This window comes from Streptomyces sp. enrichment culture (assembly GCF_964272855.1).
Classification (GTDB): Bacteria; Actinomycetota; Actinomycetes; order Streptomycetales; family Streptomycetaceae; genus Streptomyces.
On record NZ_OZ186847.1, the window covers coordinates 8,751,600 to 8,775,529 of the forward strand.

Annotated in this window: 23 protein-coding genes and 1 pseudogene; 20 read left to right on the top strand and 4 right to left on the bottom strand. The window is 69.4% G+C overall.

What is annotated here, in order from left to right:
* Window positions 1-7: 7 nt before the first annotated feature.
* The 14 genes and pseudogenes from ACSU6L_RS39310 (at window position 8) to ACSU6L_RS39375 (ending at window position 13,333) form a co-directional block, all read left to right on the top strand.
* On the top strand, window positions 8-637 hold the full coding sequence (locus tag ACSU6L_RS39310) for an HAD family hydrolase (RefSeq protein ID WP_437064434.1): 630 nt from the start codon (window positions 8-10) through the stop codon (window positions 635-637).
* A gap of 139 nt (window positions 638-776) precedes the next feature.
* The gene (locus ACSU6L_RS39315) at window positions 777-2,303 is read left to right on the top strand and encodes an AMP-binding protein (RefSeq protein ID WP_437064435.1); all 1,527 of its coding nucleotides are present in this window, start codon (window positions 777-779) and stop codon (window positions 2,301-2,303) included.
* An 84-nt stretch (window positions 2,304-2,387) separates the two neighbouring features.
* Window positions 2,388-3,080, top strand: coding sequence for a TetR/AcrR family transcriptional regulator (locus ACSU6L_RS39320; RefSeq protein ID WP_437064436.1), 693 nt, complete (start codon window positions 2,388-2,390; stop codon window positions 3,078-3,080).
* 143 nt (window positions 3,081-3,223) lie between these two features.
* Window positions 3,224-4,042 (top strand): SDR family oxidoreductase, encoded by an 819-nt coding sequence (locus ACSU6L_RS39325; protein WP_437064437.1) that lies wholly within the window; start codon window positions 3,224-3,226, stop codon window positions 4,040-4,042.
* The gene (locus tag ACSU6L_RS39330; protein WP_437064438.1) at window positions 4,039-4,851 is read left to right on the top strand and encodes an enoyl-CoA hydratase-related protein; all 813 of its coding nucleotides are present in this window, start codon (window positions 4,039-4,041) and stop codon (window positions 4,849-4,851) included. The genes ACSU6L_RS39325 and ACSU6L_RS39330 overlap by 4 nt, the downstream gene beginning before the upstream one ends.
* Entirely contained in the window at window positions 4,838-6,067 is a 1,230-nt protein-coding gene (locus ACSU6L_RS39335; protein ID WP_437064439.1) for an acyl-CoA dehydrogenase family protein, read from the top strand. Before ACSU6L_RS39330 ends, ACSU6L_RS39335 begins: the two co-directional genes overlap by 14 nt.
* A 1-nt stretch (window position 6,068) precedes the next feature.
* A complete protein-coding gene (locus ACSU6L_RS39340; protein WP_437064440.1) occupies window positions 6,069-6,851 on the top strand; it encodes an SDR family oxidoreductase in 783 nt (260 codons plus the stop codon).
* Window positions 6,844-7,878: a phosphotransferase family protein gene (locus ACSU6L_RS39345; protein ID WP_437064441.1), complete on the top strand. Its 1,035-nt coding sequence runs from the start codon at window positions 6,844-6,846 to the stop codon at window positions 7,876-7,878. Before ACSU6L_RS39340 ends, ACSU6L_RS39345 begins: the two co-directional genes overlap by 8 nt.
* 140 nt (window positions 7,879-8,018) lie before the next feature.
* A complete protein-coding gene (locus ACSU6L_RS39350) occupies window positions 8,019-8,816 on the top strand; it encodes an SDR family oxidoreductase (RefSeq protein ID WP_437064442.1) in 798 nt (265 codons plus the stop codon).
* 81 nt (window positions 8,817-8,897) lie between these two features.
* The gene (locus ACSU6L_RS39355; RefSeq protein ID WP_437064443.1) at window positions 8,898-10,556 is read left to right on the top strand and encodes a long-chain-fatty-acid--CoA ligase; all 1,659 of its coding nucleotides are present in this window, start codon (window positions 8,898-8,900) and stop codon (window positions 10,554-10,556) included.
* 20 nt (window positions 10,557-10,576) lie between these two features.
* Window positions 10,577-11,461, top strand: a complete 885-nt coding sequence (locus tag ACSU6L_RS39360; protein WP_437064444.1) for an acyl-CoA thioesterase — start codon at window positions 10,577-10,579, stop codon at window positions 11,459-11,461.
* Window positions 11,462-11,492: 31 nt separating this feature from the next.
* Window positions 11,493-11,917 (top strand): annotated as a pseudogene (locus ACSU6L_RS39365) (enoyl-CoA hydratase/isomerase family protein); the annotation flags it as partial.
* Window positions 11,918-12,263: 346 nt separating this feature from the next.
* Window positions 12,264-13,028: a 3-hydroxyacyl-CoA dehydrogenase family protein gene (locus tag ACSU6L_RS39370; RefSeq protein WP_437064445.1), complete on the top strand. Its 765-nt coding sequence runs from the start codon at window positions 12,264-12,266 to the stop codon at window positions 13,026-13,028.
* The gene (locus ACSU6L_RS39375) at window positions 13,028-13,333 is read left to right on the top strand and encodes a MarR family winged helix-turn-helix transcriptional regulator (RefSeq protein WP_437065217.1); all 306 of its coding nucleotides are present in this window, start codon (window positions 13,028-13,030) and stop codon (window positions 13,331-13,333) included. The genes ACSU6L_RS39370 and ACSU6L_RS39375 overlap by 1 nt, the downstream gene beginning before the upstream one ends.
* Window positions 13,334-13,415: 82 nt before the next feature.
* Here the strand turns inward: ACSU6L_RS39375 and ACSU6L_RS39380 are convergent, their stop codons facing one another.
* Window positions 13,416-14,012 (bottom strand): TetR/AcrR family transcriptional regulator, encoded by a 597-nt coding sequence (locus ACSU6L_RS39380; protein ID WP_437064446.1) that lies wholly within the window; start codon window positions 14,010-14,012, stop codon window positions 13,416-13,418.
* On the bottom strand, window positions 14,009-15,301 hold the full coding sequence (locus tag ACSU6L_RS39385) for a PucR family transcriptional regulator (RefSeq protein WP_437064447.1): 1,293 nt from the start codon (window positions 15,299-15,301) through the stop codon (window positions 14,009-14,011). Before ACSU6L_RS39385 ends, ACSU6L_RS39380 begins: the two co-directional genes overlap by 4 nt.
* Before the next feature lie 188 nt (window positions 15,302-15,489).
* On the opposite strand from ACSU6L_RS39385, the gene ACSU6L_RS39390 reads away from it, so the two are divergent.
* From ACSU6L_RS39390 to ACSU6L_RS39410, 5 genes are read left to right on the top strand one after another with little or no spacing between them, the layout of a single operon-like run.
* Window positions 15,490-16,248, top strand: coding sequence for an ABC transporter ATP-binding protein (locus ACSU6L_RS39390; protein ID WP_437064448.1), 759 nt, complete (start codon window positions 15,490-15,492; stop codon window positions 16,246-16,248).
* The gene (locus ACSU6L_RS39395) at window positions 16,245-17,039 is read left to right on the top strand and encodes an ABC transporter ATP-binding protein (RefSeq protein WP_437064449.1); all 795 of its coding nucleotides are present in this window, start codon (window positions 16,245-16,247) and stop codon (window positions 17,037-17,039) included. Before ACSU6L_RS39390 ends, ACSU6L_RS39395 begins: the two co-directional genes overlap by 4 nt.
* A 5-nt stretch (window positions 17,040-17,044) precedes the next feature.
* Window positions 17,045-17,926, top strand: coding sequence for a branched-chain amino acid ABC transporter permease (locus tag ACSU6L_RS39400; protein WP_437065219.1), 882 nt, complete (start codon window positions 17,045-17,047; stop codon window positions 17,924-17,926).
* On the top strand, window positions 17,923-19,047 hold the full coding sequence (locus tag ACSU6L_RS39405) for a branched-chain amino acid ABC transporter permease (protein WP_437064450.1): 1,125 nt from the start codon (window positions 17,923-17,925) through the stop codon (window positions 19,045-19,047). The genes ACSU6L_RS39400 and ACSU6L_RS39405 overlap by 4 nt, the downstream gene beginning before the upstream one ends.
* 5 nt (window positions 19,048-19,052) lie before the next feature.
* Window positions 19,053-20,330, top strand: a complete 1,278-nt coding sequence (locus ACSU6L_RS39410; RefSeq protein ID WP_437064451.1) for an ABC transporter substrate-binding protein — start codon at window positions 19,053-19,055, stop codon at window positions 20,328-20,330.
* An 86-nt stretch (window positions 20,331-20,416) separates the two neighbouring features.
* Here the strand turns inward: ACSU6L_RS39410 and ACSU6L_RS39415 are convergent, their stop codons facing one another.
* Window positions 20,417-20,950: a hypothetical protein gene (locus tag ACSU6L_RS39415; RefSeq protein WP_437064452.1), complete on the bottom strand. Its 534-nt coding sequence runs from the start codon at window positions 20,948-20,950 to the stop codon at window positions 20,417-20,419.
* An 802-nt stretch (window positions 20,951-21,752) separates the two neighbouring features.
* Complete coding sequence (locus tag ACSU6L_RS39420) at window positions 21,753-22,097, bottom strand: hypothetical protein (protein ID WP_437065260.1); 345 nt, start codon at window positions 22,095-22,097, stop codon at window positions 21,753-21,755.
* Window positions 22,098-22,645: 548 nt separating this feature from the next.
* Between ACSU6L_RS39420 and ACSU6L_RS39425 the strand changes: the two genes are divergently transcribed.
* On the top strand, window positions 22,646-23,617 hold the full coding sequence (locus ACSU6L_RS39425; RefSeq protein ID WP_437064453.1) for an AraC family transcriptional regulator: 972 nt from the start codon (window positions 22,646-22,648) through the stop codon (window positions 23,615-23,617).
* Window positions 23,618-23,930 lie beyond the last annotated feature (313 nt).

Below are 23,930 nucleotides of genomic sequence, written 5' to 3' on the forward strand. Positions count from 1 at the left end.
GCCGAACGTGACGGACGGGGCGCGAAGCGCGGTCCTCGTGGACTTCGGCGGTGTCATCACCTCAAGCGTGTTGCGGGCCTTCACCGACTTCGGCGCCTCCCTCGGCGGCGACCCGCGCCTGCCGTTGGACCTCCTCGGCCGGGACGAGGCATCACGTGCGCTCCTGGCGGACCACGAGTGCGGCCGTATCGACGCCGCAGCCTTCGAGCGAGGATTCGCCGAACGACTCCGTGCCCACGGCGCCGACGTGGCGGCCGAGGGGCTCACGGCCCGGATGCAGGCGGGATTGTCGATCGACCAGGACATGCTCGGGCTGCTCGGTGATCTCCGAGCCGCCGGCCGTCCCGTCGCGCTCGTGTCCAATTCGTTCGGTACCGGGACCTACGACGGCGTCGACCTCGCCGCTGTGGCCGATGTGATCGTGATCTCCGGCGAGGTCGGGATACGCAAGCCCTCCCGGCGGATCTACGCGCTCGCCTGCGAACGCCTCGGCGTCGACCCCGGGAAGGCGGTCATGATCGACGATCTTCAGCAGAACCTCGACGGAGCGGCACGGATCGGAATCGGGGGCGTGCTGCACACCAGCGCCGCCGACACCCGCCGCCAACTCGCCGAACGCTTCGGGATCACCGCCTGACGATCCACCGACCGGGCGCGGTGTGGCCGGTCATCCGGCAACACCGCCCGAGGACTTGACGCCGAAGCCAGGCCAAGTCAACTCACGACGAGGGCGCGACCCACATCATCACCTGCTCAACTTCCGGAAGGCACCGCCCATGGCCAGCGTTTTCGATCCTGTGTGCCGCCACGCGGCCACCACCCCCGACAACATCGCACTGCGCGGCGCCACGGATCGGTGGAACTATCTTCAGCTGCGGGACGCGAGCGCACGCTACGCGGGGGCTTTGGCCGCTGCGGGGCTGTCCCCCGGGGACCGGGTGCTGCTCGCGGCGCCGTCGGTGCCCGAGTTCGTGGTGGCCTACCTGGGAATTCAGGCCGCGGGCTGTGTCGTGGTGCCGCTCAACACGATGGCCACCCGGGCCGAGGTCGAGTACGTTCTCGGCGACGCCGGGTGTTCGTTGGCGATCGCATGGCATGCCCTCGGCCCCGCTGTCGCGGAGGCGGCCACGGCGCTCTCGGTGCCCTTGTGGACGCTGTCCCCGGGCGCGTCGGTCACCGGCGCAGACCCTGTCGACGTCGTCGACCGGGACCGTGGCGAGACCGCGGCCATCCTGTACACCTCCGGCACCACCGGACGGCCCAAGGGGGCCCAACTCACGGTAGGGAACCTGCTGTCCGCCGGGGAGATCGGCGCCGAGTGCAGCCGTGCCACGAGCGCCGACCGTATTGGCACCGGACTCCCGCTGTTCCATGTCTTCGGCCAGGCATCGGTCCTGATGGCGGCCCTGACTGCGGGCGCCTCGATGTCGTTGCTGGCCCGGTTCGATCCCGCGTCGATGCTGGAGATGCTGCGCCGCGACCGGCTCACCATCATGGCCGGCGTGCCGACCATGTGGAACGCGATGCTGCACGCGGCGGGCGACGCGAACCCGGCTGACTTCGCCCGGCTCCGTGTCGCCGTCTCGGGTGGCGCGTCGCTGCCCGGGGAGATCGCCCGGGCCTTCGAGGCCCGCTTCGGCTGCGCGATTCTCGAAGGGTACGGGCTCACCGAAACCACCGCGTTCGGCACCTTCAACGACATCGACCGCGGCGGCAAGACCGGCTACACCGGCAGGGCGGTCCCGGGTCTGCAGGTCCAGGTGCGCGACGCCGACGGCAACGAGTGCCCGCCGGGCACCGTCGGCGAGGTACACATCAAGGGGCCCACGGTGATGCGCGGCTACTGGAACCGCCCCGCGGACACCGCCGCGGCCATCTCGTCCGACGGCTGGTTCAGGACCGGCGACCTCGGTGAGACGGACACGGACGGCGACCTTCGCATCGTCGACCGCATCAAGGACCTCATCATCCGAGGCGGCTACAACGTCTACCCCGGTGAGGTCGAGGAAGTTCTTTACGAGCACCCCGACATCGTCGAGGCGGCCGTCATCGGCGTTCCCGACGACCACTACGGCGAGGAGGTCGCCGCCCTCATCGCGGTCCGGCCCGGTTCGGAACTCGGGGCCGCCGAGGTGTCGAGCTGGGCCCGGGAGCGGCTGTCCGCCTACAAGATCCCACGCATCGTCCGGTTCGTCGACGCGCTGCCCAAGGGCCCCTCGGGGAAGATCCTCAAGCGGTCCATCGACCGTGGCGCCGTGAGTCGCGACACTGCGCTGGGCGACGTTGCCGTCCGCCGCGGCTGAACCTCGGACACCGGGACATCGACCTGCCCGCCCTGCCCCTTGGGATTTATGACTATGGCGTCGCATTCAAGTAAAGTCCCGGGGATGGACAGCACTGCGCCCGAGGAGACCGACAGCGAGCAGGCGCCGCCCGTGGCGCCCTTCTCGCAACTTCGCGAGCCGCCCACGACGCAGCGCGGAGCGCGGACCCGGGCCGCTTTGGTGAAGGCCGCGCGCAAGGTGTTCGAACGGGACGGCTACCTCGACACCCGCCTGACCGACATCACCAAAGAGGCACGATGTGCGGCGGGATCCTTCTACACCTACTTCGCCAACAAGGAAGAGGTGCTTGCCGCCGTCCTCCTGGAGGCGCAGGAGGACATGATGCACCCCGGCATGGGCCGCGTGCAGGGTACCGACGATCCCTATGCGGTTCTCGAGGCGAGCAACCGCGCCTATCTCGCGGCATACAAGCGGAACGCGAAGCTGATGGCGCTGCTCGAGCAGGTCGCCCAAGTGGAGCCGGAGTTCCGTGAGTTCCGGAGCCGGCGCGGGGACGCGTTCATCCGCCGTAACGCCCGCGGCATCGCCGACCTGCAGGCGCGGGGCGTCGCAGACCGCGAGGTCGATCCGATGATGGCGTCCCGCGCGCTGTCGGGAATGGTCAGCGTCATGGCCTACAACGCCTTCGTGCTGGGCGAACGGCAAGAAGGAGGCGCACCTGTGGACTTCGAGGAACTCGTGTCCACGGTCACCCGCCTGTGGGCGAACGCCCTTCGCTTCCCCGGCCACCGCTGAGCCGCCTGCCTGCCAGCCGCCCATCCCCTCGGGTTGGGCGGCTTTTCCATGTGGTTCCGTGCGGTCCAGTGCTATTGAACTTGACGTCGGGTTCAATTATACAGGTCGGACGCATCGCACCCAGTCAACGGAGAGGGTTCGCCGTGAACGTTGCACAAAGAGTCGCCATCGTCACCGGTGGTGGCGGTGGCATCGGCAGCGCGCTGGTCGCGCGCCTCGCTCGCGAGGGTGCCCGGGTCGTCGTCGCGGACCTGGACGCGGAGACCGCGAGGGCGGTGTCGGAGACAGTCAACGCCGATCATCCGGGAAGCACCGTCAGCGCCGGCGCGGACGTGTCGGACACCGATCAGATCCAGCAGTTGGTCGACCTGGCGGAGAGCGCCTTCGGTCCGGTCGATTTCTACTTCGCGAACGCGGGTATCGGCGGCGCGCTCGGCCTCGACGTGAGCGAGCAGGACTGGGACCGCTCGATCGACGTCAACCTGCGCGCCCACATCCGTGCGGCAAGGCTGCTGGTACCGCAGTGGCTCGAGCGCGGTGAGGGCTACTTCGTCAGCACGGCTTCGGCGGCCGGACTGCTCACCCAGGTCGGCTCCGCCACGTACGCCGTCACCAAACACGCGGCAGTCGCCTTCGCCGAATGGCTGAGTGTCACCTACGGCGATCGCGGGGTCCGGGTCAGCTGCCTGTGCCCGATGGGGGTGAACACCAGGATGCTGACCGCCGGGGAGGACTCCGGGGACGCGCTGGGAAGAGCGGCGACGCGGGCCGTCACGTCCGCGGGTGACGTCCTGGAACCGGCCGAAGTCGCCGACGCCGTCCTGGCCGCCATCGAGGACGAGCGCTTCCTGATCCTGCCGCACGAAGACGTTCTTCAGATGTACCGGCACAAGGGCTCGGACTACGACCGGTGGCTGCGCGGCATGCGCCGGTACCAGAGCTCCCTGCTGGCGCAGGCATGACCGGCGCGCCGGGCGAACTCGTCCTCGTCGAACACCGAGGGCCGGTGCTGGTGCTCACGTTCAACCGGCCCGCCAAGCTGAACGCCTGGACCGACGAACTCGAGGACCGCTATTTCGCGCTGCTCGACGCCGCCGAAGACGACCCGGAGATACGCGCCGTCGTGGTCACCGGCGCGGGACGCGGGTTCTGCGCCGGAGCCGACCTGCAACAGCTGCAGGCGGTCGGCGAGGTCTCCGAGGCGGACAGGGCACGGCGCCGTCCGCGGGACATTCCGCGGACCCTGCGCAAACCGCTGATCGGAGCGATCAACGGGGTGGCCGCCGGCCTGGGCATGGTGGAGGCGCTCTACTGCGACATTCGCTTCGGGTCGCCCTCGGCCCGGTTCACCACGGCATTCGCGCAGCGCGGGCTGATCGCCGAGTACGGGATCTCCTGGCTGTTGCCCCGGCTGGTGGGGCACAGCCGGGCAGCGGACCTGTTGCTGTCGAGTCGCATGGTGGATGCCGAGGAGGCTTTCCGCGTCGGACTCCTCGACCACCTGGTCCCCACCGGCAGCGTGGTGGATGCCGCTGTGGCGTACGCCGCCGATCTGGCGACGCGCTGCTCCCCGGCATCCATGGCCACCATCAAGAGCCAACTGAGCCACGACCCGGACGGCACCTACGCCGATTCCGTGACCCGTGCGGAAGGCCTCATGCTCCAAGCCTTCCGAGGCTCCGACGTCATCGAGGGCGTGGCCAGCCACCTGGACAAGCGCCCGCCCAACTTTCCCTCCCTCCCCGTAAGGAGCTCGGATGTCCCTGTTTGAGATGTCGGACCGCGCCAAGAAGTACCGGGCGGATCTGCTGGAGTTCATGGACGAGCACATCTACCCCGCCGAGGCGGTTTACCACGAGCAGATGCGCGCGTCGGGCGACCCGCACTTCCACCCGCCGGTCATCGAGGAGCTCAAGGCGGAGGCCCGTCGGCGCGGACTGTGGAACCTCTTCCACCCGCACCCCGAGTGGGGACCGGGGCTGACGAACCTTGAGTACGCGCCGCTGGCGGAGATCATGGGGCGCAGCCACATCGCCTCCGAAGCGTGCAACTGCAACGCTCCGGACACCGGCAACATGGAGGTGCTCACGCTGTTCGGCAGCGACGAGCACAAGGAGAAGTATCTCAAGCCGTTGCTGGAAGGCACCATGGCCTCGGCGTTCGCGATGACCGAGCCGGCCGTGGCCAGTTCCGACGCCACCAACATCGAGCTGTTGATGGAGCGCGACGGCGACGAGTACGTGCTCAACGGCCGCAAGTGGTTCGCCTCGAACGCGATGCACAAGAACTGCAAGGTGCTTATCGTGATGGGCAAGACCGACCCCACGGCGGCCCCGCATCGCCAGCAGTCGATGATGGTCGTCCCGATCGACGCCCCCGGCGTCACCGTGGTCCGCAACCTTCCGGTGTTCGGGTACGCGGATCGCGAGGGACACGCGGAGATCATCTTCGACCAGGTGAGGGTGCCGGCCAAGGACGTCCTCAAGGGCGAAGGGGAGGGTTTCGCGATCAGCCAGGCCCGGCTCGGGCCCGGTCGTATCCACCACTGCATGCGGGCGATCGGCGCGGCCGAGCGGGCGCTGGAACTTATGTGCCGGCGCGCACAGTCACGGGTGACCTTCGGAGGTCCGGTCGCCGAACGCTCCAACATCCAGGACTGGATCGCGGAAGCGCGGATCGACATCGAGATGATCCGCCTGCTCACGCTCAAGGCCGCGTATCTGATGGACACGGTCGGGAACAAGGAAGCGCGCACCGAGATCGCGGCCATCAAGGTGGCTGCGCCGAACATCGCGTTGAGGATCGTCGACCGCGCGATCCAGGTGCACGGGGGAGCAGGAGTGACCGACGACTTCCCGCTGGCGATGATGTACGCGCATCTGCGGACGTTGCGGCTGGCGGACGGTCCCGACGAGGTCCACAAGCGGGCCATCGCCAAGCAGGAGCTGCGGCAGTACCGCGACGCGGCGACGGCGGCGGTGAGCTGAGATGGCAGGACTCGATCTCACCGGTCGCACCGCCGTCGTCACCGGGGCCTCACGCGGCATCGGGCTCGCAATCGCCCAGGCCATCGCGGAGGCCGGCGGAAACGTCGTCCTCACCTCCCGCTCCCAGGAGGCGGCGGACGCCGCCGCCGCTCAGGTCAAGGGCACCGCGATCGGCGTCGGTGCGCACGCGGTCGACGAAGAGGCGGCCCAGCGCTGTGTGGATCTGACGCTCGAACGCTTCGGCAGCCTGGACATCCTCGTCAACAACGCGGGGACCAACCCGGCCTACGGGCCGGTCATCGACCAGGACCACGGCCGGTTCGCGAAGACCTTCGACGTGAACCTGTGGGCGCCCGTCATGTGGACGGGTCTGGCTACGCGGGCCTGGATGGGGGAGCACGGCGGGGCGGTCGTCAACACGGCGTCGGTCGGCGGTATGGCCTTCGAAGCGAACATCGGGTTGTACAACGCGTCGAAGGCCGCACTGATCCATCTCACGAAGCAGCTGGCGCTGGAACTCTCGCCGAAAGTTCGCGTCAACTCCGTGGCACCGGGCGTGGTGCGCACGAAGCTGGCCGAGGCTCTGTGGAAGGAGCACGAGCAGGCCGTGTCGGCGTCGACGGCGCTCGGGCGCATAGGCGAGCCTGCCGACATCGCCTCGGCGGTCGCCTTCCTCGTCTCCGACGCCGCGAGCTGGATCACTGGCGAGACCATGGTGATCGACGGCGGGAAACTGCTCGGTGACGCGCTCCCGCTCAGGCAAGGAGCCGGCATCCGTGTCTAGCGCGGATGTCGTCGGAATCGACGCCGGGGCGGTGGGCCGCTGGTTCGCCACCCTCGGCGTCGACTTCGCCGGGCCCTTGGCCTTCGAGCGGATCGGGCTGGGCCAGTCGAATCTGACGTATCTCGTACAGGATCAGGACGGCCGCAGATGGGTGCTGCGGCGCCCACCGCTGGGTCGCCTGCTGGCGTCGGCGCACGACGTCGCCCGCGAGGCACGGATTCTGACCGCCCTGGAGAGCACCGCCGTCCCGACCCCGCGGGTGCTCGGGCTGACCGGTGACCCCGCCGTGACCGATGTCCCTCTGATGCTCATGGAGTTCGTGGACGGCGAGGTCGTCGACAGGATGTCGATCGCGCGGTCGTTGACGCCCGAGCGTCGCCGGGCGATCGGATTGTCGTTGCCGCGGACGCTGGCGAAGATCCACGCGGTCGATCTCGAAGCGACCGGGCTGACCGGTCTGGCCAGCCACAAGCCGTATGCGCAGCGCCAGCTCAAGCGGTGGTCGGCCCAGTGGGAGAGGTCCAGGACGCGCGAGCTGCCCGCCTTGCAGGACCTCACCCGGCGCCTCCTCGCGGCCGTGCCGGAGCAGCGCGAACTGACGCTCGTGCACGGCGACTTCCATCTGCGCAACGTCATCACCTCCTACGACAGCGGGGAGGTGACCGGCGTGCTCGACTGGGAGCTGTCGACGCTGGGGGATCCGCTGGCGGACATGGGCAGCCTGCTGGCCTACTGGCCGGCCAGAAGTGAGAACACCTTGGGCGACTTCGTCGCGACCACTCTCGACGGCTTCCCGCCCCGTGAGGAACTTGTGGCGGCCTACGCGGCGGCGTCGGGACGCGACTTGACGGCGCTGGGCTACTGGCACGCGATGGGACTGTGGAAGGTCGCGATCATCGCGGAGGGCGTGATGCGCCGCGCGATGGACGAACCGCGGAACAAGGCCGCGTCCGGGACCCCGACCGCAGAGCGCATCGACGCACTGGTGGCGAAGGCCCACGAAGTAGCCGACACGGCAGGGATCTGAAGCGCTCGCCTGCCCCGGACTTTGAGACTCACGCACAGCAGGAAAGGAGCGGTGATGAGGCAAGCAGTCCTCGCATCGACGGCACGTACGCCGATCGGGAAGGCGTGCATGGGCGCGGCAGGGCTGATCGGGATGGTGTCGTGAACCCCGCCGCACTGTTCGACGTCAGCGGAAAGACCGTGGTGGTGACCGGCGGATCACGCGGAATCGGGCTGATGATCGCGCACGGTTCTGTGGCGGCCGGCGCCACGGTGATCGTCTCCTCCCGCAAGGCCGAGGCGTGCGAGAGGGCGGCAGCGGAGTTGTCCGCGCTGACGTCCGCCGGTGCCGGAACCTGTCTGGCGCACCCGGCGGACCTGTCCACCGCCGAGGGTCTCGAGAGCCTGGCCGAGCGGGTCGCGGAGGTCGCGCCGCAGCTGGACGTCCTGGTCAACAATGCGGGAGCCGCCTGGGGTGCGCCGATCGGCGAGTTCCCAGACTCGGGCTTCGACAAGGTGCTGAACGTCAACGTCAAGGCCGTCTTCTCGCTGACGCAACGGCTGCTGCCGCATCTGCGGGCGGCCGCCACCGCGGAGGACCCCGCGCGAGTGATCAACATCGGGTCGATCGACGGGCTCGTGGTCTCCGCGTCCGACAACTTCTCCTACGTCGCGAGCAAGGCGGCGGTGCACATGCTGACCCGCAAGATGGCGGCCACGCTGGCGAGTGAGCACATCACCGTCAACATCCTTGCTCCGGGACCGTTCCCGACCAAGATGATGGCGCACGTCCTGGACGACCCCGAGCTGCGGGACGCCGTGGTCGAACGGGTGCCCCTCGGCCGCGTCGGCACCCCCGAGGACATCGCGAGTCCGGCGATCTTCCTCGCTTCCCGCGCGGGCGCCTACCTGACCGGCACGGTGATCCCCGTGGACGGCGGCATCTCCGGGACGCGCTGACGGTTCGCGTGTGAAGGTCAGCGCGCCCGCACCCGAAAACACCCCCACACACCCTCACCCCCGAAAGGCGGCTGCGAAGCGATGAGCTGGTTCGACGACAGGCCGTGGACGGCTCAGTACACCGAAAGACTGCGGGAGGTGGAACCGGTCCCGGCCCGCACCACGCTGGAACTGCTGTCGGGCGCGGCGGCCACCGCCCCCGACAGACCGGCCACCACCTACCTCGGTGGCACGCTGACCTACCGGGAAGTGGACGAGCTCACCGACGGGGTGGCGCACTACCTTATCGAGCGCGGCTTCCGCCCCGGCGACCGGCTGGCGCTGTACCTGCAGAACATCCCGCAGTTCCTGCTGGCGCTGTTCGGTGCCTGGAAGGCGGGCGGCGCGGTCGTGCCGTTGAACCCGATGTACCGGGACGAACTCGCGCACATCCTCACCGACGCGGGGGTGTCGGCGATCGTGTGCGATGAACAGGCCTGGACGGAACACGTCCGGGAGCGGGCCACGGCGGCGGGGGTGACGACAGCGCTCACCGCCAGCCCGCTGGACCTGCAAACTCTGGACGACGCACGCGTCTTCGCCGGTCTGACCCGGCAGCGCAGCGAGGGCGCGGACGACATCCTCGGAGTGGCGAGGGCAAGGGCGGGGCGGCGACTCGCCCATCCCGGGCTGACACCCGACGACATCGCACTGATCTCGTACACCTCCGGCACCAGCGGACTGCCGAAGGGGGCGACCAACACCCATCGCAACCTGACCGCCAACGCGGTGCTGCTGCGCCTGTACGACGAGATCCCCCCGGGCTCGCCGATCTTCGCCCTGGCCCCGCTGTTCCACATCACCGGCATGGTCGTCCAACTGCTCAACGCGGTCGACCTGGCGAGCCCCCTGGTACTCGTCCACCGCTTCGAGCCGGGCGTGGTGATCGACGCGCTCAAGCGGGAACGGCCCGCGTACATGGTCGGGCCGTCCACCGCCTACATGGCGCTGATGGCACACCCCGACTTCGCCGCCGAGGCGTTCGCCTCGCTGAGGACCCTCAACTCCGGCGGCGCCCCGCTGCCGCCCGCGGTCGTCGAGCGGTTCCACGAGCAGACGGGACTGTACGTCCGCAACGGTTACGGCCTCACCGAGACCAGTGCACCTTGCGTGGTGGTGCCCGTGGGCAGACAGGCCCCCGTGGATCCCGACTCGGGCACCCTGTCGATCGGCCTTCCCCTTCCCACAGCGATGGTCCGCATCGTCGACGAGGAGGGAAGGGACCTGGGACCGAACGAGGTCGGCGAGATCGCGGTCGAAGGCCCCATGGTGGTGCCCGCGTACTGGAACCGGCCCGAAGCCACCGCGGAGTCGATCCCGAACGGGCGGCTGCTCACCGGCGACGTCGGTTTCATGGACCGGCAGGGCTGGGTGTACGTGGTGGACCGCAAGAAGGACATGATCAACGCCTCCGGATTCAAGGTGTGGCCTCGCGAGGTCGAGGACGTCCTCTACCGGCACCCCGCGGTGCGCGAGGCGGCCGTGGTCGGTGTGTTCGACCCCTACCGCGGCGAGACGGTGGCGGCGTTCGTCAGCCTGAGGCCCGAAGGGTCCGTCGAGCCCGAAGATCTGGTCGCCCACTGCCGCCGGCACCTGGCCGCTTACAAGGCCCCTCGGACCGTAAGCATCCGGGACGATCTGCCCAAGACCACCAGCGGCAAGATCCTGCGCCGAGAACTGCGCGGGGCGACGTCCGCATGACGAGTGAGAGGAGCCGAAGCATGGTCGGCCTGCCAGAGGTCCTGGCCCTTGACGAGATCGCGCCGGACCGGTTCCGGTCCGGTCCGATCCCCAGCGAGTGGGCGCGGACGTTCGGTGGCCAGATCGCCGCCCAGTCGATGATGTCGGCGGCGCGTACCCTCGACCGGTCGTACCCGGCTCACTCGCTGCACGGGTACTTCCTGCGGCCCGGCCGTCCGCACGAGCCGACCGACCATCTGGTCGAGCGGCTCCGCGACGGCGGCAGCTTCTGCACCCGCCGGGTGACCGCGGTCCAGGCGGGGGAGGCGATCTTCACGGTGACGGCGTCGTTCCATCGCGGGGACGACGGCTTCTCCCACCAGGTGGACATGCCGGCGGTGCCGGCACCTGACGACATCCCGGAGTCCGACCGCATCAACGGCTGGGGCATGCCGCGGCCCGCGGAGTGGCGCGACTGGGACATGCGATGGGTGCCCGGGGACGAGGCCGGCCACGTCCCGGGGGCACCGGCCTGCCAGCGGGTGTGGATCCGGTACGGACGTCCGCTGCCGGACGACGGTGCCGTCCACGCCTGCGCGCTGACCTACCTCAGCGACATGGCGCTGCTGGGCTCCGCGCGGCTGCCACATCCGCAAACCGCCGTACAGGGCGCGTCGTTGGACCATTCGGTGTGGTTCCTGCGTCCCTTCCGCGCGGACGAGTGGCTGCTGTACGACCAGATCTCCCCTTCGGCCGAGCACGGCCGGGCGCTCACCCGAGGAAGGCTGTTCGACACGGGCGGGCGTCTGGTGGCCGCCGTCGCTCAGGAGGGACTCATGCGCTTCGAACGGCCCCGGCCGACGGAGGGCGGCGAGAGGGAAATGTCCCTGTCATCCCCCGCTTCAGCCGTCCCCGACCCGCGTTGACCGACGACTCGTCAAGGAAGTGGTGCCGACCATGTCCACCCAGTACAGCGTCATCGGACACACGGCGATCCTCCGCCTCGACAACCCGCCGGTCAACGGGCTCGGGCACGCGACACGGCAGGGCATCGTGCAGGGTCTGCACCGTGCCCTCGACTCCGGCGACGTCGATGCCGTCGTGCTCACCGGCCGCGAGGGATTCTTCTCCGCCGGGGCCGACATCACGGAGTTCGGGACGCCCAAGACCGTCGCGGACCGACGCTCGGCGACGTCATCGCGGCTCTGGAGGCCGCGGACAAGCCCGTCGTGGCCGCGATCGACGGCACATGTTTCGGCGGCGGACTGGAGCTCGCGCTGGGCGCCCATTACCGGGTCGCGACGTCGAAGAGCAGGATCGGGCTCCCCGAGGTGAACCTGGGACTGGTCCCCGGCGCCGGCGGCACCCAGCGGCTGCCACGCCTGGTGGGGGCCGCCGTGGCGGCGGACATGATCAGCGGCGGCGCACCGCGCAGGGCGCGCGTGCTCGCAGACCTCCCGGGACAACGGCTCTTCGACCGGGTCGTGGGCGGCGACGTGATGGCGGCGGCGCTGGAATTCGCGGCCGAGATGGCCGCGGTACGGCCGCTTCCGCGGGTCCGGGACCTGAGTGTGGGTCCTGGCGACGCGGCCGCGGAGAGCGCGACCCGGGACCACCTGAGCCGGCGCAGCCGAGGATTCCTGGCGCCGGTGGCGGCTCTCGCTCTGGTCGAGAAAGCGGCGACCATACCGTTCGAGGAGGGGCTGTCCGAGGAGCGGATTCCTGGAGTTGAACGGCGAGCAGTCGGCCGCCCTGCGCCATACCTTCTTCGCCGAGCGGGCCGCCCGCAAGATCCCCGACGTGCCGGCTGGGACGTCGGCCCGGAGGGTGGACACGGTGGCGGTCATCGGTGCCGGAACGATGGGCGGGGGCATCGCGATGACCTTTCCGGACGCGGGGGTTCCGGTCACTGTCCTGGAGAGCAGCCAGGAGGCGCTCGACCGGGGCCTGGGCGTCATGCGCGGCAATTACCAACGCCAGGTGGACAAGGGAAAACTGACGCCCGACGGCCTGGAGCAGCGCATGGCGCTCCTGACACCGACGCTGGACTATGCGGACGTGTCGGACAGCGACCTGGTCATCGAGGCGGCCTTCGAGGACACGGACGTCAAGCGTTCGGTGTTCACCCGGCTCGATGAGGTGGCGAAACCCGGCGCGATTCTGGCGTCGAACACCTCGACCCTCGACATCGATGCGATCGCCGCGGTGACCGGGCGCCCCGGGGACGTCCTCGGCATGCACTTCTTCAGCCCCGCGAATGTCATGAAACTGCTGGAGATCGTACGCGGGGCCAAGACCGCGGACGACGTGCTGGTCACAGCCATGGCGGTGGGCCAGCGGATCGGCAAGACCGGCGTGGTGGCCGGCGTGTGCGACGGCTTCATCGGCAACCGGATGCTGACCAGGTACCGGGATGCGGCGATGGAACTCCTCCGCGCGGGCGCGACGCCGGCCGACATCGATTCCGACGAGATGGTAAACCTCAAAGGTTGATGCTCATCCTGCTGCGGCAACAACCGCTGCCCATGCGTGCTCTCGCAGGGCGGCTCGCCTGCGACGCCTCCAACATCACCGGACTCGTCGACCGGCTGGAGGCGCGTGGACTGGTCTCCAGACACGCCGACCCGGCCGACCGCCGGATCAAGAACGTGGTCGCCACCGAAGAGGGAAGGGAGGCCATCCGCCTCATCCGCGCCGACATGCGGGCCACCTCGGCAGCCTTTGAGCGTCTGGACGAGGAGGGCCGCCGCAGTCTCTACGAGCTACTGGGGCGCCTGCACCCCGAGGAGGCAACCTGATCGCGGCCGGGGTGCCGACCGCTCATGTCACATCGCTGCGGGGGCCTCGTAAGGCCCCTCACCGAGCCGTGTGCCGCGCGGTTCAGCCGGGCGGCGCCGACAGATGGATCAGGATGCCGCAGACCTCGTCCACGATTTCCACGGCCTCGCTCTCGTCCGTGCAGTCGGCCAGTTCTCGCGCCGCCCCGCCGATCACGGTGGTGAGCACTCTCACCCGAACCCGGCCGGCACGTCGCTTCTCGTCCACGTCCAGGAGCCGGGCGTTGCGTCGTACCCACGCGCGGTCCCACTGGCGGCGCAGTGCGTCGAAGCCGGGGGGACCGTCGTCCTCCACGAGCAGCACGCCGAGGCGCCGGTTGTCCCAGGCACCCTCCAGATACGCCCTCGCCCCCGCGATGAAGAGGGCGATCGGATCGTTCACGCCGCGGCCACGCTCGACTGCCAGCGTGGCCGCGGTCCGGCGCTCCTGCTGTTCCCGGAACTCCTCCCACAGTGCGAGGTACAGCCCCCGCTTTCCGCCGTAGTGCTGGAAGAGGCTGCCCACCGGGATGCCGGAGCGTGCCGCGATCTCGGTGATACCGGCGTCGGTGTAACCGCGTTCGGTGAACACCTCCAGCGCTGCGGACAGCAGGGCCTGTCGAACGGAGCCGTCCCGCTCGGTGTGCACTTCCGCGCTCACCGGTCATCCCCACCTTCCCCGGCCCCGTCGCGGATGGCGAGGGCGACCAGCAGATCCAGGAGGTCGGCGATCCGGCGCGGATTGCGCCCGGTGCGTTCCTCGATCCGGCGCAATCGGTAGTGCGCCGTGTTGTGGTGTATCCGCAGCCGGTCGGCGGCCAGCCGCAGGTTGAGATCGGCCTCCGCGAAGGCCCGTATGGTCGCGGCCAGCGTGTCGCCCCGTCTGCGGTCCTCCTCCAGCAGCGCATGCACGCGGGGATCGACCAGCTGGCGCGCCAGATCGTCGGCGCGCAGTGCCAGGTAGTCGAAGGGCGACAGGCGTGGCAGCGCCGCCACCCCGCCCCCGGGCACCAGGTCGAGGGCGGCCCGTGCCTCGTCGTAGGCGCGCCGCAGTTCGCCGGCGCCCCGGGCGACCGTGCTGATGCCCATGGAGAGCATGGTTCCCTCCCGCGCGAGCCGCCGCTGCACGGTCTCGAAATGGGCGCAGATGTCCTCCGCGTCCATGCCGGTGCGGACCACGGGCACGGCCACCACCTCGCCGTGGCGTACGACGACCAGGGTCCGGCCGGCCCACGGCCCGGCGACGCTGATGGATGCGCTGGCGGCGTAGCCGTGCTCGGCCGAGGTGAAGTCGCCCGTGCGGGTGTCGCCGACGCACACGGCCACGACCGCCATCATCGGAGAGTGCGGCCCGATGCCGTACGCCTGCGCCGCGGCGAGCAGCGGACCGCGCGTCGGCGCCGCCCCGGCCAGGAGGTGGTCCAGCAGGTCGCGGCGCTCCCGGTCCGCATCCGCGACCACGTGCTGCTGGTACTCGACATAGGCCTGCGCGGCATGGGTGCTGGCGTAGTCGACGTACCGCATCAGCGGTGTGACGAGGGACAGCGCGGCCTGCTGTGCCTCGGCGGAGGTGCCCGCGCAGTCCAACAGCGCGTCCCACAGCACCTGCCGGCCGACCCGGAAGGCGCTGATCCAGTCCTCCAGGGCGAACCCGGCGCGTGCTCTGCGCAGGGCCGCCGCGCGGCTGAAGACCAGGTCCTCGGGGGCTATGTCCCGGTCGCCGGCCAGCGCCGCCAGCTGCATCCGGTAGTGCGTGAGCACCTGGTCCCGCACGTCGTCGAAGAACCGCTCGTCCTGCAGCGCGTACGACGGGATCTCCGTGCGCATCACCGCGACGGTGGTCTGCGCCACCTCCTCCAGCCGCTCCTGCACGGCATGCAGGATCCGGTGCCGCTCCCGGCTGAGCGGGTCGGAGAGTGCGGGGGCACCCGAGGCGGGTCCGCGAGGCATGGGGCCGATCCTCGCCGTCCTCCTCGTGTCCCGTCAACAGGCTTCGGGGAGGACGCGCCGGGGGAGCTGGGCGCGGCGCACAAACCGGTGGCCGCGAAGTTGGGTGCTCGTACCCAATGTGCGCGCGGAAGGCCCCCACCTACTGTGACGCTCGCCCACCCCCCAGCACCTCGGAAGGGGCGTCACTCATGCTCGCGGTCGACGGTATCAGCGTGCGCTTCGGCGGGATCACGGCACTGGACGGTGTCACGTTCGCCGTCGAACCGGGCACCGCCGTGGGGCTCATCGGCCCGAACGGAGCCGGCAAGACGACCTTGTTCAACTGCCTCACCCGGCGCTGCACCCCTGATGCGGGGACGGTGCGGTTCGAGGACGAGGACCTGCTCGCCCTCCCACCGCACTCCGTGGCCGGGCGCGGCATCGCCCGCACCTTCCAGAACCTGGGCCTGTTCCCACGGCTCACGGTCCGGGACAACATCATGATCGGCGCCCACAGCCGGGGGCGCACCGGACACCTCACCGCGGTGCTCCGGCTGCCCCGCGTCCGGCGGGAGGAGAGGGAACTACGTGACCAGGCAGAGGACTTGCTGCGACGCCTCGGCCTGGCGGACGTCGCCGACCACCCCGCCTCCGGGCTGCCGTTCGGCACGCTCAAACGAGTCGAACTCGCCCGCGCGCTCGCGGTACGGCCCCGGCTGCTGCTGCTCGACGAACCCGTCAACGGGCTCAGCCACGGCGAGGTCGGCCAATTCGCAGATCTGGTCCGGGCGGTGCGCGAGGACTTCGACCTGACGCTCGTGGTGGTCGAACACCACATGGGGTTCGTGATGGGCCTGTGCGACAAGGTGGTGTGCCTCGACTTCGGGCGCAAGATCGCCGAGGGCCCGCCGGGGGAGATCCAGCGCGATCCGGCCGTCATCGAGGCGTACCTGGGGGTGGCCGCGTGAGCGAGCCCACCACCGACAGCACCGGGACCGGGCAGGCGAGCGCCGAGCCGGACTTCCTCAAGGCCTGCGACCTGCACGCCGGATACGGCCAGGCCCGCGTGCTCCAAGGCCTGGACTTCTCCGTCGCACGCGGCGAGGTGTGCGCGATCCTCGGACCCAACGGCGCGGGCAAGACCACGACCCTGCGGGCCCTGTGCGGCATGGTGCGCGGCCGCGGTTCGGTGACCTTGGACGGCACGCAGCTGCTGGGCCGCTCACCCGAGCAGGCCGCCCGCCTCGGCGTGGCGCACGTGCCCGAGGGCCGGGGCACCTTCAACGAGCTGACCGTCGAGGAGAACCTGCGCATCGGTGCCCACCTGCGCCGGGGCCGTGCCGAGCGGGCCGCTGTGGCGGCCGACCTGGACCGGATCTACAACTACTTCCCCAAGCTGCGCCAGCGGTCCCGCCAGGCCGCCGGCAGCCTCAGCGGCGGCGAGCAGCAGATGCTCGCCATCGGCCGAGCCCTGATGCTGCGGCCCATGCTGCTGCTCCTGGACGAGCCGTCGCTGGGGCTCGCGCCGCTGGTCACGCGCGAGCTGTTCGAGATCGTCCGTGCCGTGAACGAGGAGGAACGCACCACTGTGGTCGTCGTCGAGCAGAACGCCCAGCTCGCGCTGGATATCGCGCACCGGGCCCACGTACTGGAGGCCGGCCGTCTGGTGCTGTCCGGACCGGCCGACCGGATCCGCGAGGACGGGCAGGTCGCCGAGGTGTACCTCGGTGTCTCCGTCCGTACCGGAACGGGCGGGTGAGCACCATGACCGAACTGCTCCAGCAAGTGGTGGAAGGGGTCGGCTCCGGCGCGGTGTACGCCAGCCTGGCGCTGGCCCTGGTGCTGATCCACCGGTTCACGGGAATCGTCAACTTCGCGCAGGGCGAGCTCGCCATGATCTCCACCTACGTGGCGTGGCAACTAGTCGCCTCCGGCATGTCGTTCTGGCTGGCGCTGCCGGTCACCCTCGCGGTGTCGTTCGCCGGCGGCATGCTCATCGAGCGGCTCGTCATCCGCCCCGTGCAGAACGCGCCCGAGCTGACGACGGTCATCGTCACGGTCGGCCTGTTCATCTTCGTCAACGCCATGGCCGGCCTGATCTGGTCGTTCACCGTGAAGGACTTCCCGCAGCCCTTCCCCGACGGCGGGATCGACCTTGCCGGGGTGCGCGTGGACTGGTCGACCCTCGGGATCATCACGGTGGTCGCTGTCGTGATGGGCCTGCTGTACCTGCTGTTCCAGCACACCTCCGTCGGCCTGGTCATGCGGGCCGTCGCCTGCAACCCCAGCTCCGCCCGGCTGTCGGGCATCCGGGTCGGCCGGGTGCTGATGCTCGGCTGGGGGCTGGCCGCCACGGTCGGCGCGGTCTCGGGCGTGCTCGTCGCCCCGCTGCTGTTCCTGGAGCCCAACATGATGGGCGGAGTACTGATCTACGCGTTCGCCGCAGCCACCCTCGGAGGCTTCGACAGCCCGGTCGGCGCGGTCGTCGGCGGCCTGCTCGTGGGCGTCGCCGAAACGCTGGCCGGGGCCTACGTGGACGTCATCGGCGCCGACCTGAAGCTCGGCGTACCCCTGGTGACCATCCTGGCGGTGCTGCTGGTGCGGCCCCAGGGCCTGTTCGGACGGGCGGCGGTGGAACGCGCATGACCACGATCGTCGCCACCCTCGCAACCGACCGCGCCCGCCGCCTGCGGGCCGCACTCACCGCACTGCTCGCGGTGGCCGTCGCCGTCGGCGCACCGTTCTACTTCGCCCCCTTCCAGGTCTTCCAGCTGACCATGGTGCTGCTGTACGCCGTGGCGCTGGCCGGACTGAACCTGCTCGTCGGATTCGGTGGGCAGATATCGCTCGGCCACGGCGCGTTCTTCGCCGCGGGGGCCTACACGGCGGCCGTCATGCTCGACCGGTACGACACCGGCCACCTGGCCACGCTGCCCGTCGCGGCCGCCGGATGCTTCCTGCTCGGCCTCGGATTCGGCGTACCCGCGCTGCGGCTGCGCGGACTGTACCTGGCGCTGGTCACCCTCTCGTTCGCGGTGTTCCTGCCCCCGTTGCTCAAGCGGCTCGAACCGGTGACGGGCGGCTCCATGGGACTGACCGTCGACAAGCTGCAACCCCCGGCATGGAGCGGCCTGGCCGAGGACCAGTGGATGTACTTCGTCGCCCTCACCGTCGCCGCGGTGGCCCTGCTGCTCGCCCGCAACCTGCTGCGCTCCCGGGCCGGCCGGGCACTGCTCGCCGTACGGGACAACGAGAGCGCCGCGGAGGTCATGGGCGTACGGCTGTCCCTGCACAAGACCCTCGCCTTCGCGTGGAGCGCCCTGTTCGCCGGCGTCTCCGGCTGTGTGTACACCTGGGTCATCGGCTACGTCTCACCCGACTCGTTCAGCTTCGTCCTGTCCATCACGCTGCTGGCCGGCCTGGTGGTCGGAGGCCTGGCCTCGCTGTACGGACCGCTGCTGGGGGCGGCGTTCGTGATGTACGTGCCCAGCGTGGCCCAGGACATCAGCGACGCGGCGCCCGGCGTGGTGTTCGGCCTCCTGATCATCGTGGTGATGTTCGTGGCCCCGACGGGACTGGCCGGCCTGGTGGGCAGGGTCCGGGGCATCGTTGCCCGCCGCCTGACCCGCACCACCCCTGCCCCCGACCGGACGCCCGACACCGACTCCACGTCCGTATCCGAATCCTCCGCGCCCCCCACTCCCGCGGATCCCGCACCTGCCGACGCCGAACCCGTGGGCGCACCGCCCCGCACGGAAAAGGAATGAGTCATATGCGCAAGACGACCGCTCTGCGGGCGGCCGCGGCCGCGTCCGCCGCTCTGCTCCTCGCCACCGCCTGCAACAGCCAGCGCGGGGAGGGCGAACAAGGCACCGCCGCCGAGGGCGCGTGCAAGGGTCAGCAGACCACCGGGATCACCGACACGGCCATCAAGCTGGGCGGAATCTATCCGCTGTCGGGACCGGCTTCCGCGTACGGCACGATCAGCAAGGGCGTGGACACCTACTTCAAGCATGTCAACGATCAGGGCGGCATAGACGGCCGCAAGGTGGAGTTCGTCGTCCGCGACGACGGCTACCAGCCGCCGAAGGCGGTCGAGGAGGCCCGCAGACTGGTTGAGCAGGAGAAGGTGTTCGCCGTGTTCCAGAGCCTGGGCACCCCGTCCACCGCGGCCGTGTGGGACTACCTCAACAAGCAGAAGGTTCCGCAGCCGTTCGTCGCCACGGGCGCCTCCGTGTGGGGTACGGACGACAAGCACCCCTGGACCATCGGTTGGCAGCCCGACTACGTGTCCGAGGCACGGGTCTACGCCAAGTACCTCAAGGACGAGAAGCCCAATGCCAAGGTTGCCGTCCTCTTCCAGAACGACGACTTCGGCAAGGACCTGCTCGGCGGATTCAAGGAAGCCGTCGCCGGCAGCGGCATCGAGGTGGTCGCCGAGGAGAGCTACGAGGTCACCGACCCGTCCGTGTCGGCGCAGATGACGAGCCTCGCCCGCGCCAAGGCGGACGTCCTGCTCGACATCACCACACCCAAGTTCGGCAGCCAGGCCCTCGCCGCCGACGCCAAGAACACCAAGTGGAACCCACTGCACATCGTCAACAACGTGTCCTCGTCAGCCACCGTGCTCAAGCCCGTCGGTTTCAAGAACGTCCAGGGCGTGGTCTCGGCCACCTACTTCAAGGACCCCGCCGACCCCCAGTGGGCCGACGACGCGGAGATGAAGGCATACAACGACGCGATGGAGAAGTACGCGCCCGATGCCGACCCGACCAACCAACTCAGCGCCTACGGCTGGGCCGCCGCCTCCAGCCTGCACAAGGCCCTCGACGCCATGAAATGCCCGACCAGGGAAGGGCTGCGGGACGCTGTGCGCGACCTGAAGGACGTCAAGGTGGACATGCTGCTGCCCGGTGTCACGCTCTCCACCGGGCCCGACGACGCCTTCCCGATCGAGACGATGCAGTTGATGCGGTTCAAGGGTGAGCGCTGGCAGCTGTTCGGCGAACCGGTGGACACCCGCAAGGAATTCGGGTCGCCGGGCAAGTGAACCGGCGGGGGCCTTCCTTGGTCGATGCCCATCACTCAGGGAGCGCCCCCGCCCTTGCGTCCGCGTCTCCGTAGGGAGGGTTGCCTTCAGACCGGGGCCGTGTCCACGCACCGACAGGGGAAGGGAAAGCCAAGATCACACTCCCGAACGATCGTGTGCTCGCTCACCGGCTCCACGGTGAAGACGCCGCTGGGCGGCGGGGTCCCGTCTTCAGGCGCGAGCCGGAAGACGTACCCAGTGCGGTGGGGCTGGTCCGGAACGCTGATCACCGGCAGCGATGTCCGCCCGTAAGGGAGGCCGCTGTCGAGTCGGTAGGCGCCGAGGTAACGGACCGCGGGCCCCGGCACCGTGGAGAACAGCCGCAAGGCGCGGCCCCCGTTTTCAGCATGGTCGGCGAGAGCTCGGTTGCCGTTCCTGATCGCCTGCTCCAGGTCACCCTGTCCTTCCCCTTGGAAGTGGTAGTGCTGCCCGGTCCAGCCGTCGGGCGCTCGGGGAGTGGTGAACAGGCAGATGCTCGGCGTCGTCTTACTCGGGCTGATACGTCCATGGATGCGTCCGCCTACGAGTCGGTGAAGGGCGACCCGGCTGATGGTGCTGCCGGGATTGAGCGAGAAGGTCACATGAGGTCCTTGCGATCGAGCAGTTGAACGCTCGGGACCGTAGGCCGGGGCTTGCCGGCGTAACGACTGGCGGCGAATCGAGCCACAGGCTGGGCGAGGAACGGCCCCGCCGAGGACAGCGAGAGGCGTCCTCGCGCTGACCGTTTGGGCTCGGCGGGCCGGCGCAATTGCTCAACGCCGTGGAGTCGTAACAGGTGCAGCGGCTCGGCGGCTGCAGGGCTGGGGAGGGTCGGCTGCTGCACCCAGCGGCGGGACCTGCCCGGCGGCCGCCTACCCGATCGAAGCGGGGGAAGCGGCAGGCGCTTCCATGGAGTGCTGACAGCAGAGGAATCCCAAAACACCGCTCACGTAGTCGGCGCCGCGCAGACCGTCCAGGTCCGTAAGGACGACCGACGAGGCCGGACCCTTCGCCGGCGTCAGGGTCCACCGCCTGACGCCTTCGTTGGTGTCCGCAGGGACGGTGGCCTGGTGGCCGCATGGCAGGTCACCTCGATGTCGTCGATGAACGACCACACCTCCCGGCCTCGCGGAGCGAACTCCTTATGCAGGTCATCAGCCAGGACGTCCAACGGATGCCGAGGCTGCGGCGCCGGGCGCCGCTCGGGGGCGAGGACCCAGGGGCTCATGACGTGCTCCAGTGACCACCAATGGCCGCAAGGAGTCGCAGCGCCTGGTCCGCGACCACAGTGTTCAGGACGGGCTGTGGGAGATCGCCGAGCCGCTGATCCCACCGTCGAGGGTGCGGCCAGAGGGCGGCGGAACACAGGACACGCCTGATGAGACGCTGTTCGCGGCGAATCATCTACGACTGGTACGCAGTCCTGGTTCTTGCCGATCTTGCCGATCTTGCCGGGCTTGGGTTGTTCTGGTATTCATGCCCATCGACCGTCCAGTGACGGGTCGATGGAATACGCTGGTTGCGCTCGTTGAGCATGCTGGACACCGGACCAGGGCCCGACTCCTGGAGCAGCAAAACCGATGCCTGCCTCAGGTAGCGACGAACCGTTCGCCAATTGGCGCCGGTTACCCCGCCCGCACTCTCGCCCTGCATGTTCCAGGTGATGACCGTCATACGGTCCAGCCAGTCTGCGCGCGCAGTATTCGGCGTGAGCACGACGACCACCAGCGACGCCGCCACAGTCGTCAAGCCAAGACCATCGTCAGCAGCGCACTGAAAGGCCACAGCGCCCCGTCATGCCGACGCATCCATCGGGCTCTCAGCCATCGACGCACACCTGCATCACCACATGGAGATCTCATTCGGCTACCCTCGCTTGCTGTATCGGGACGGTGGTTATAGGGGCGCGGCGGCACACAGTCCGGCTACGGCAGTTCTGATTGTCGGCGTCTTCTGATAGCACGGTCTCCTGGTCCGTCTTCGATGGTCGGGCAGGAAGTCCCGCTGTACGACTTGGCGTGATTGTGACGCGGCACTGTCAATTGAGTGACGGTGTAGGCGTCTGAGAGATGACCTTCGTGTTGATCGTCGGGAGGGGGAAACGGTGGACGCCGAATCCCCGTCGTACCGGGCCACCGGTATGCAGTAAGCAGTCAAGCTTGACGGTCTCCCAAGCTCGTGGTGTTGATCTGTCGACACCCACCGTATGAAGACCGGTCAGGGCTTTCCCATACGCGGAAAGGGTCAGAACATACGCCATCGTCCCGATGCTCCGGATCACGGTACATTCCGCTTCCATGGACGTGTTCAGCGATGTCATCGCCACCATGCGGGTCGGCCGGGCGAAGTTCACCCGCTCGCAGCGCAGCGGGACCTGGGGCAACCGGTTCGGCCCGTATCCGGGCGCAGGCTTCCATGTCGTGCTCAGCGGCAGCTGCTGGCTACTTTCCCCGAACGGTCCCGCGACCCTGCTCACCTCCGGCGACGTGGTGTTCCTGCCGCACGGAACCATGCACGGCATGAGCGACAGCCCGGACCGGACGGCGGCAGCCCTGCCACCAGAGCCCCAACCACCGGGCGCGGACGGCCTCTTGGCTGACCTGAGCGACCAGTCGGCCCCCGGTGACACGCTCCTGCTGTGCGGCGCCTACCGGCTCGACCGCGGACAAGCCCATCCGTTCCTGCGCGCGCTCCCCGAGATCGTCCACCTTCCCGCCCGGCCCGGCCGTCATCCCGCTCTGCGGGCCGCGGTCGACCTGCTGGCCACCGAAGTGGCCCATCCCCGGCAGGCAGCCGACATCACCCTGCCGGCCCTGCTGGACTTGTTGCTGGTCTACCTGCTGCGCGCCTGGCTGGACGAGCAGTCCCCACAGAGCCCCGGCTCCGGTTGGCCGGCCGCGCTCACCGACCCCGCGGTCGCCACCGCCCTCAATCTCCTGCACCGCGAGCCCGCGCGACCCTGGACCGTCCAGGAACTGGCCACCAAAACCGGCATGTCCCGCGCGGCGTTCGCCAAACGCTTTACCACACTGACCGGACAGACCCCGATCGCCTACCTGACCTGGTGGCGGCTGAGCACTGCCGCGAAAATACTCCGCACCAGCGACACCACTCTCGCCACCGTGGCCCAGCAAGTCGGCTACACTTCCGAATTCGCCTTCGCCAACGCCTTTAAACGCACCTTCGGCACCGCCCCCGGCCGCTTCCGCCGCCAACACCGAACAGCCACCAACCCCACACGGCTTGACGAACCTCACTACTGGGGTTGAACGATGACCGTCGGACGGTCCGGAAGTACCTGTCGGCCCAGGCCCCGGTGGCACCGCCGCGGCGGGCGACCAGTGGTCGGCCATGCAAGCGGGTGGTTGATGAGGTTGCACCGCTGATCGACGCGATGCTGCTTCCTGTCAGGCACCGGCGGACCGGCGCAATGGGACCGGGACCTTGGAGCAGTACGCAGCCGACGCGTTGCGCACGGCATCCAGCTCAAGGGCTTCCGCCCGGAGATCGAAGGCGGGGTCCACCCCGATCGCCGGGCGGTCACTCATGCCGGGCGGTCACTCACGCGATGCCGACCGGATC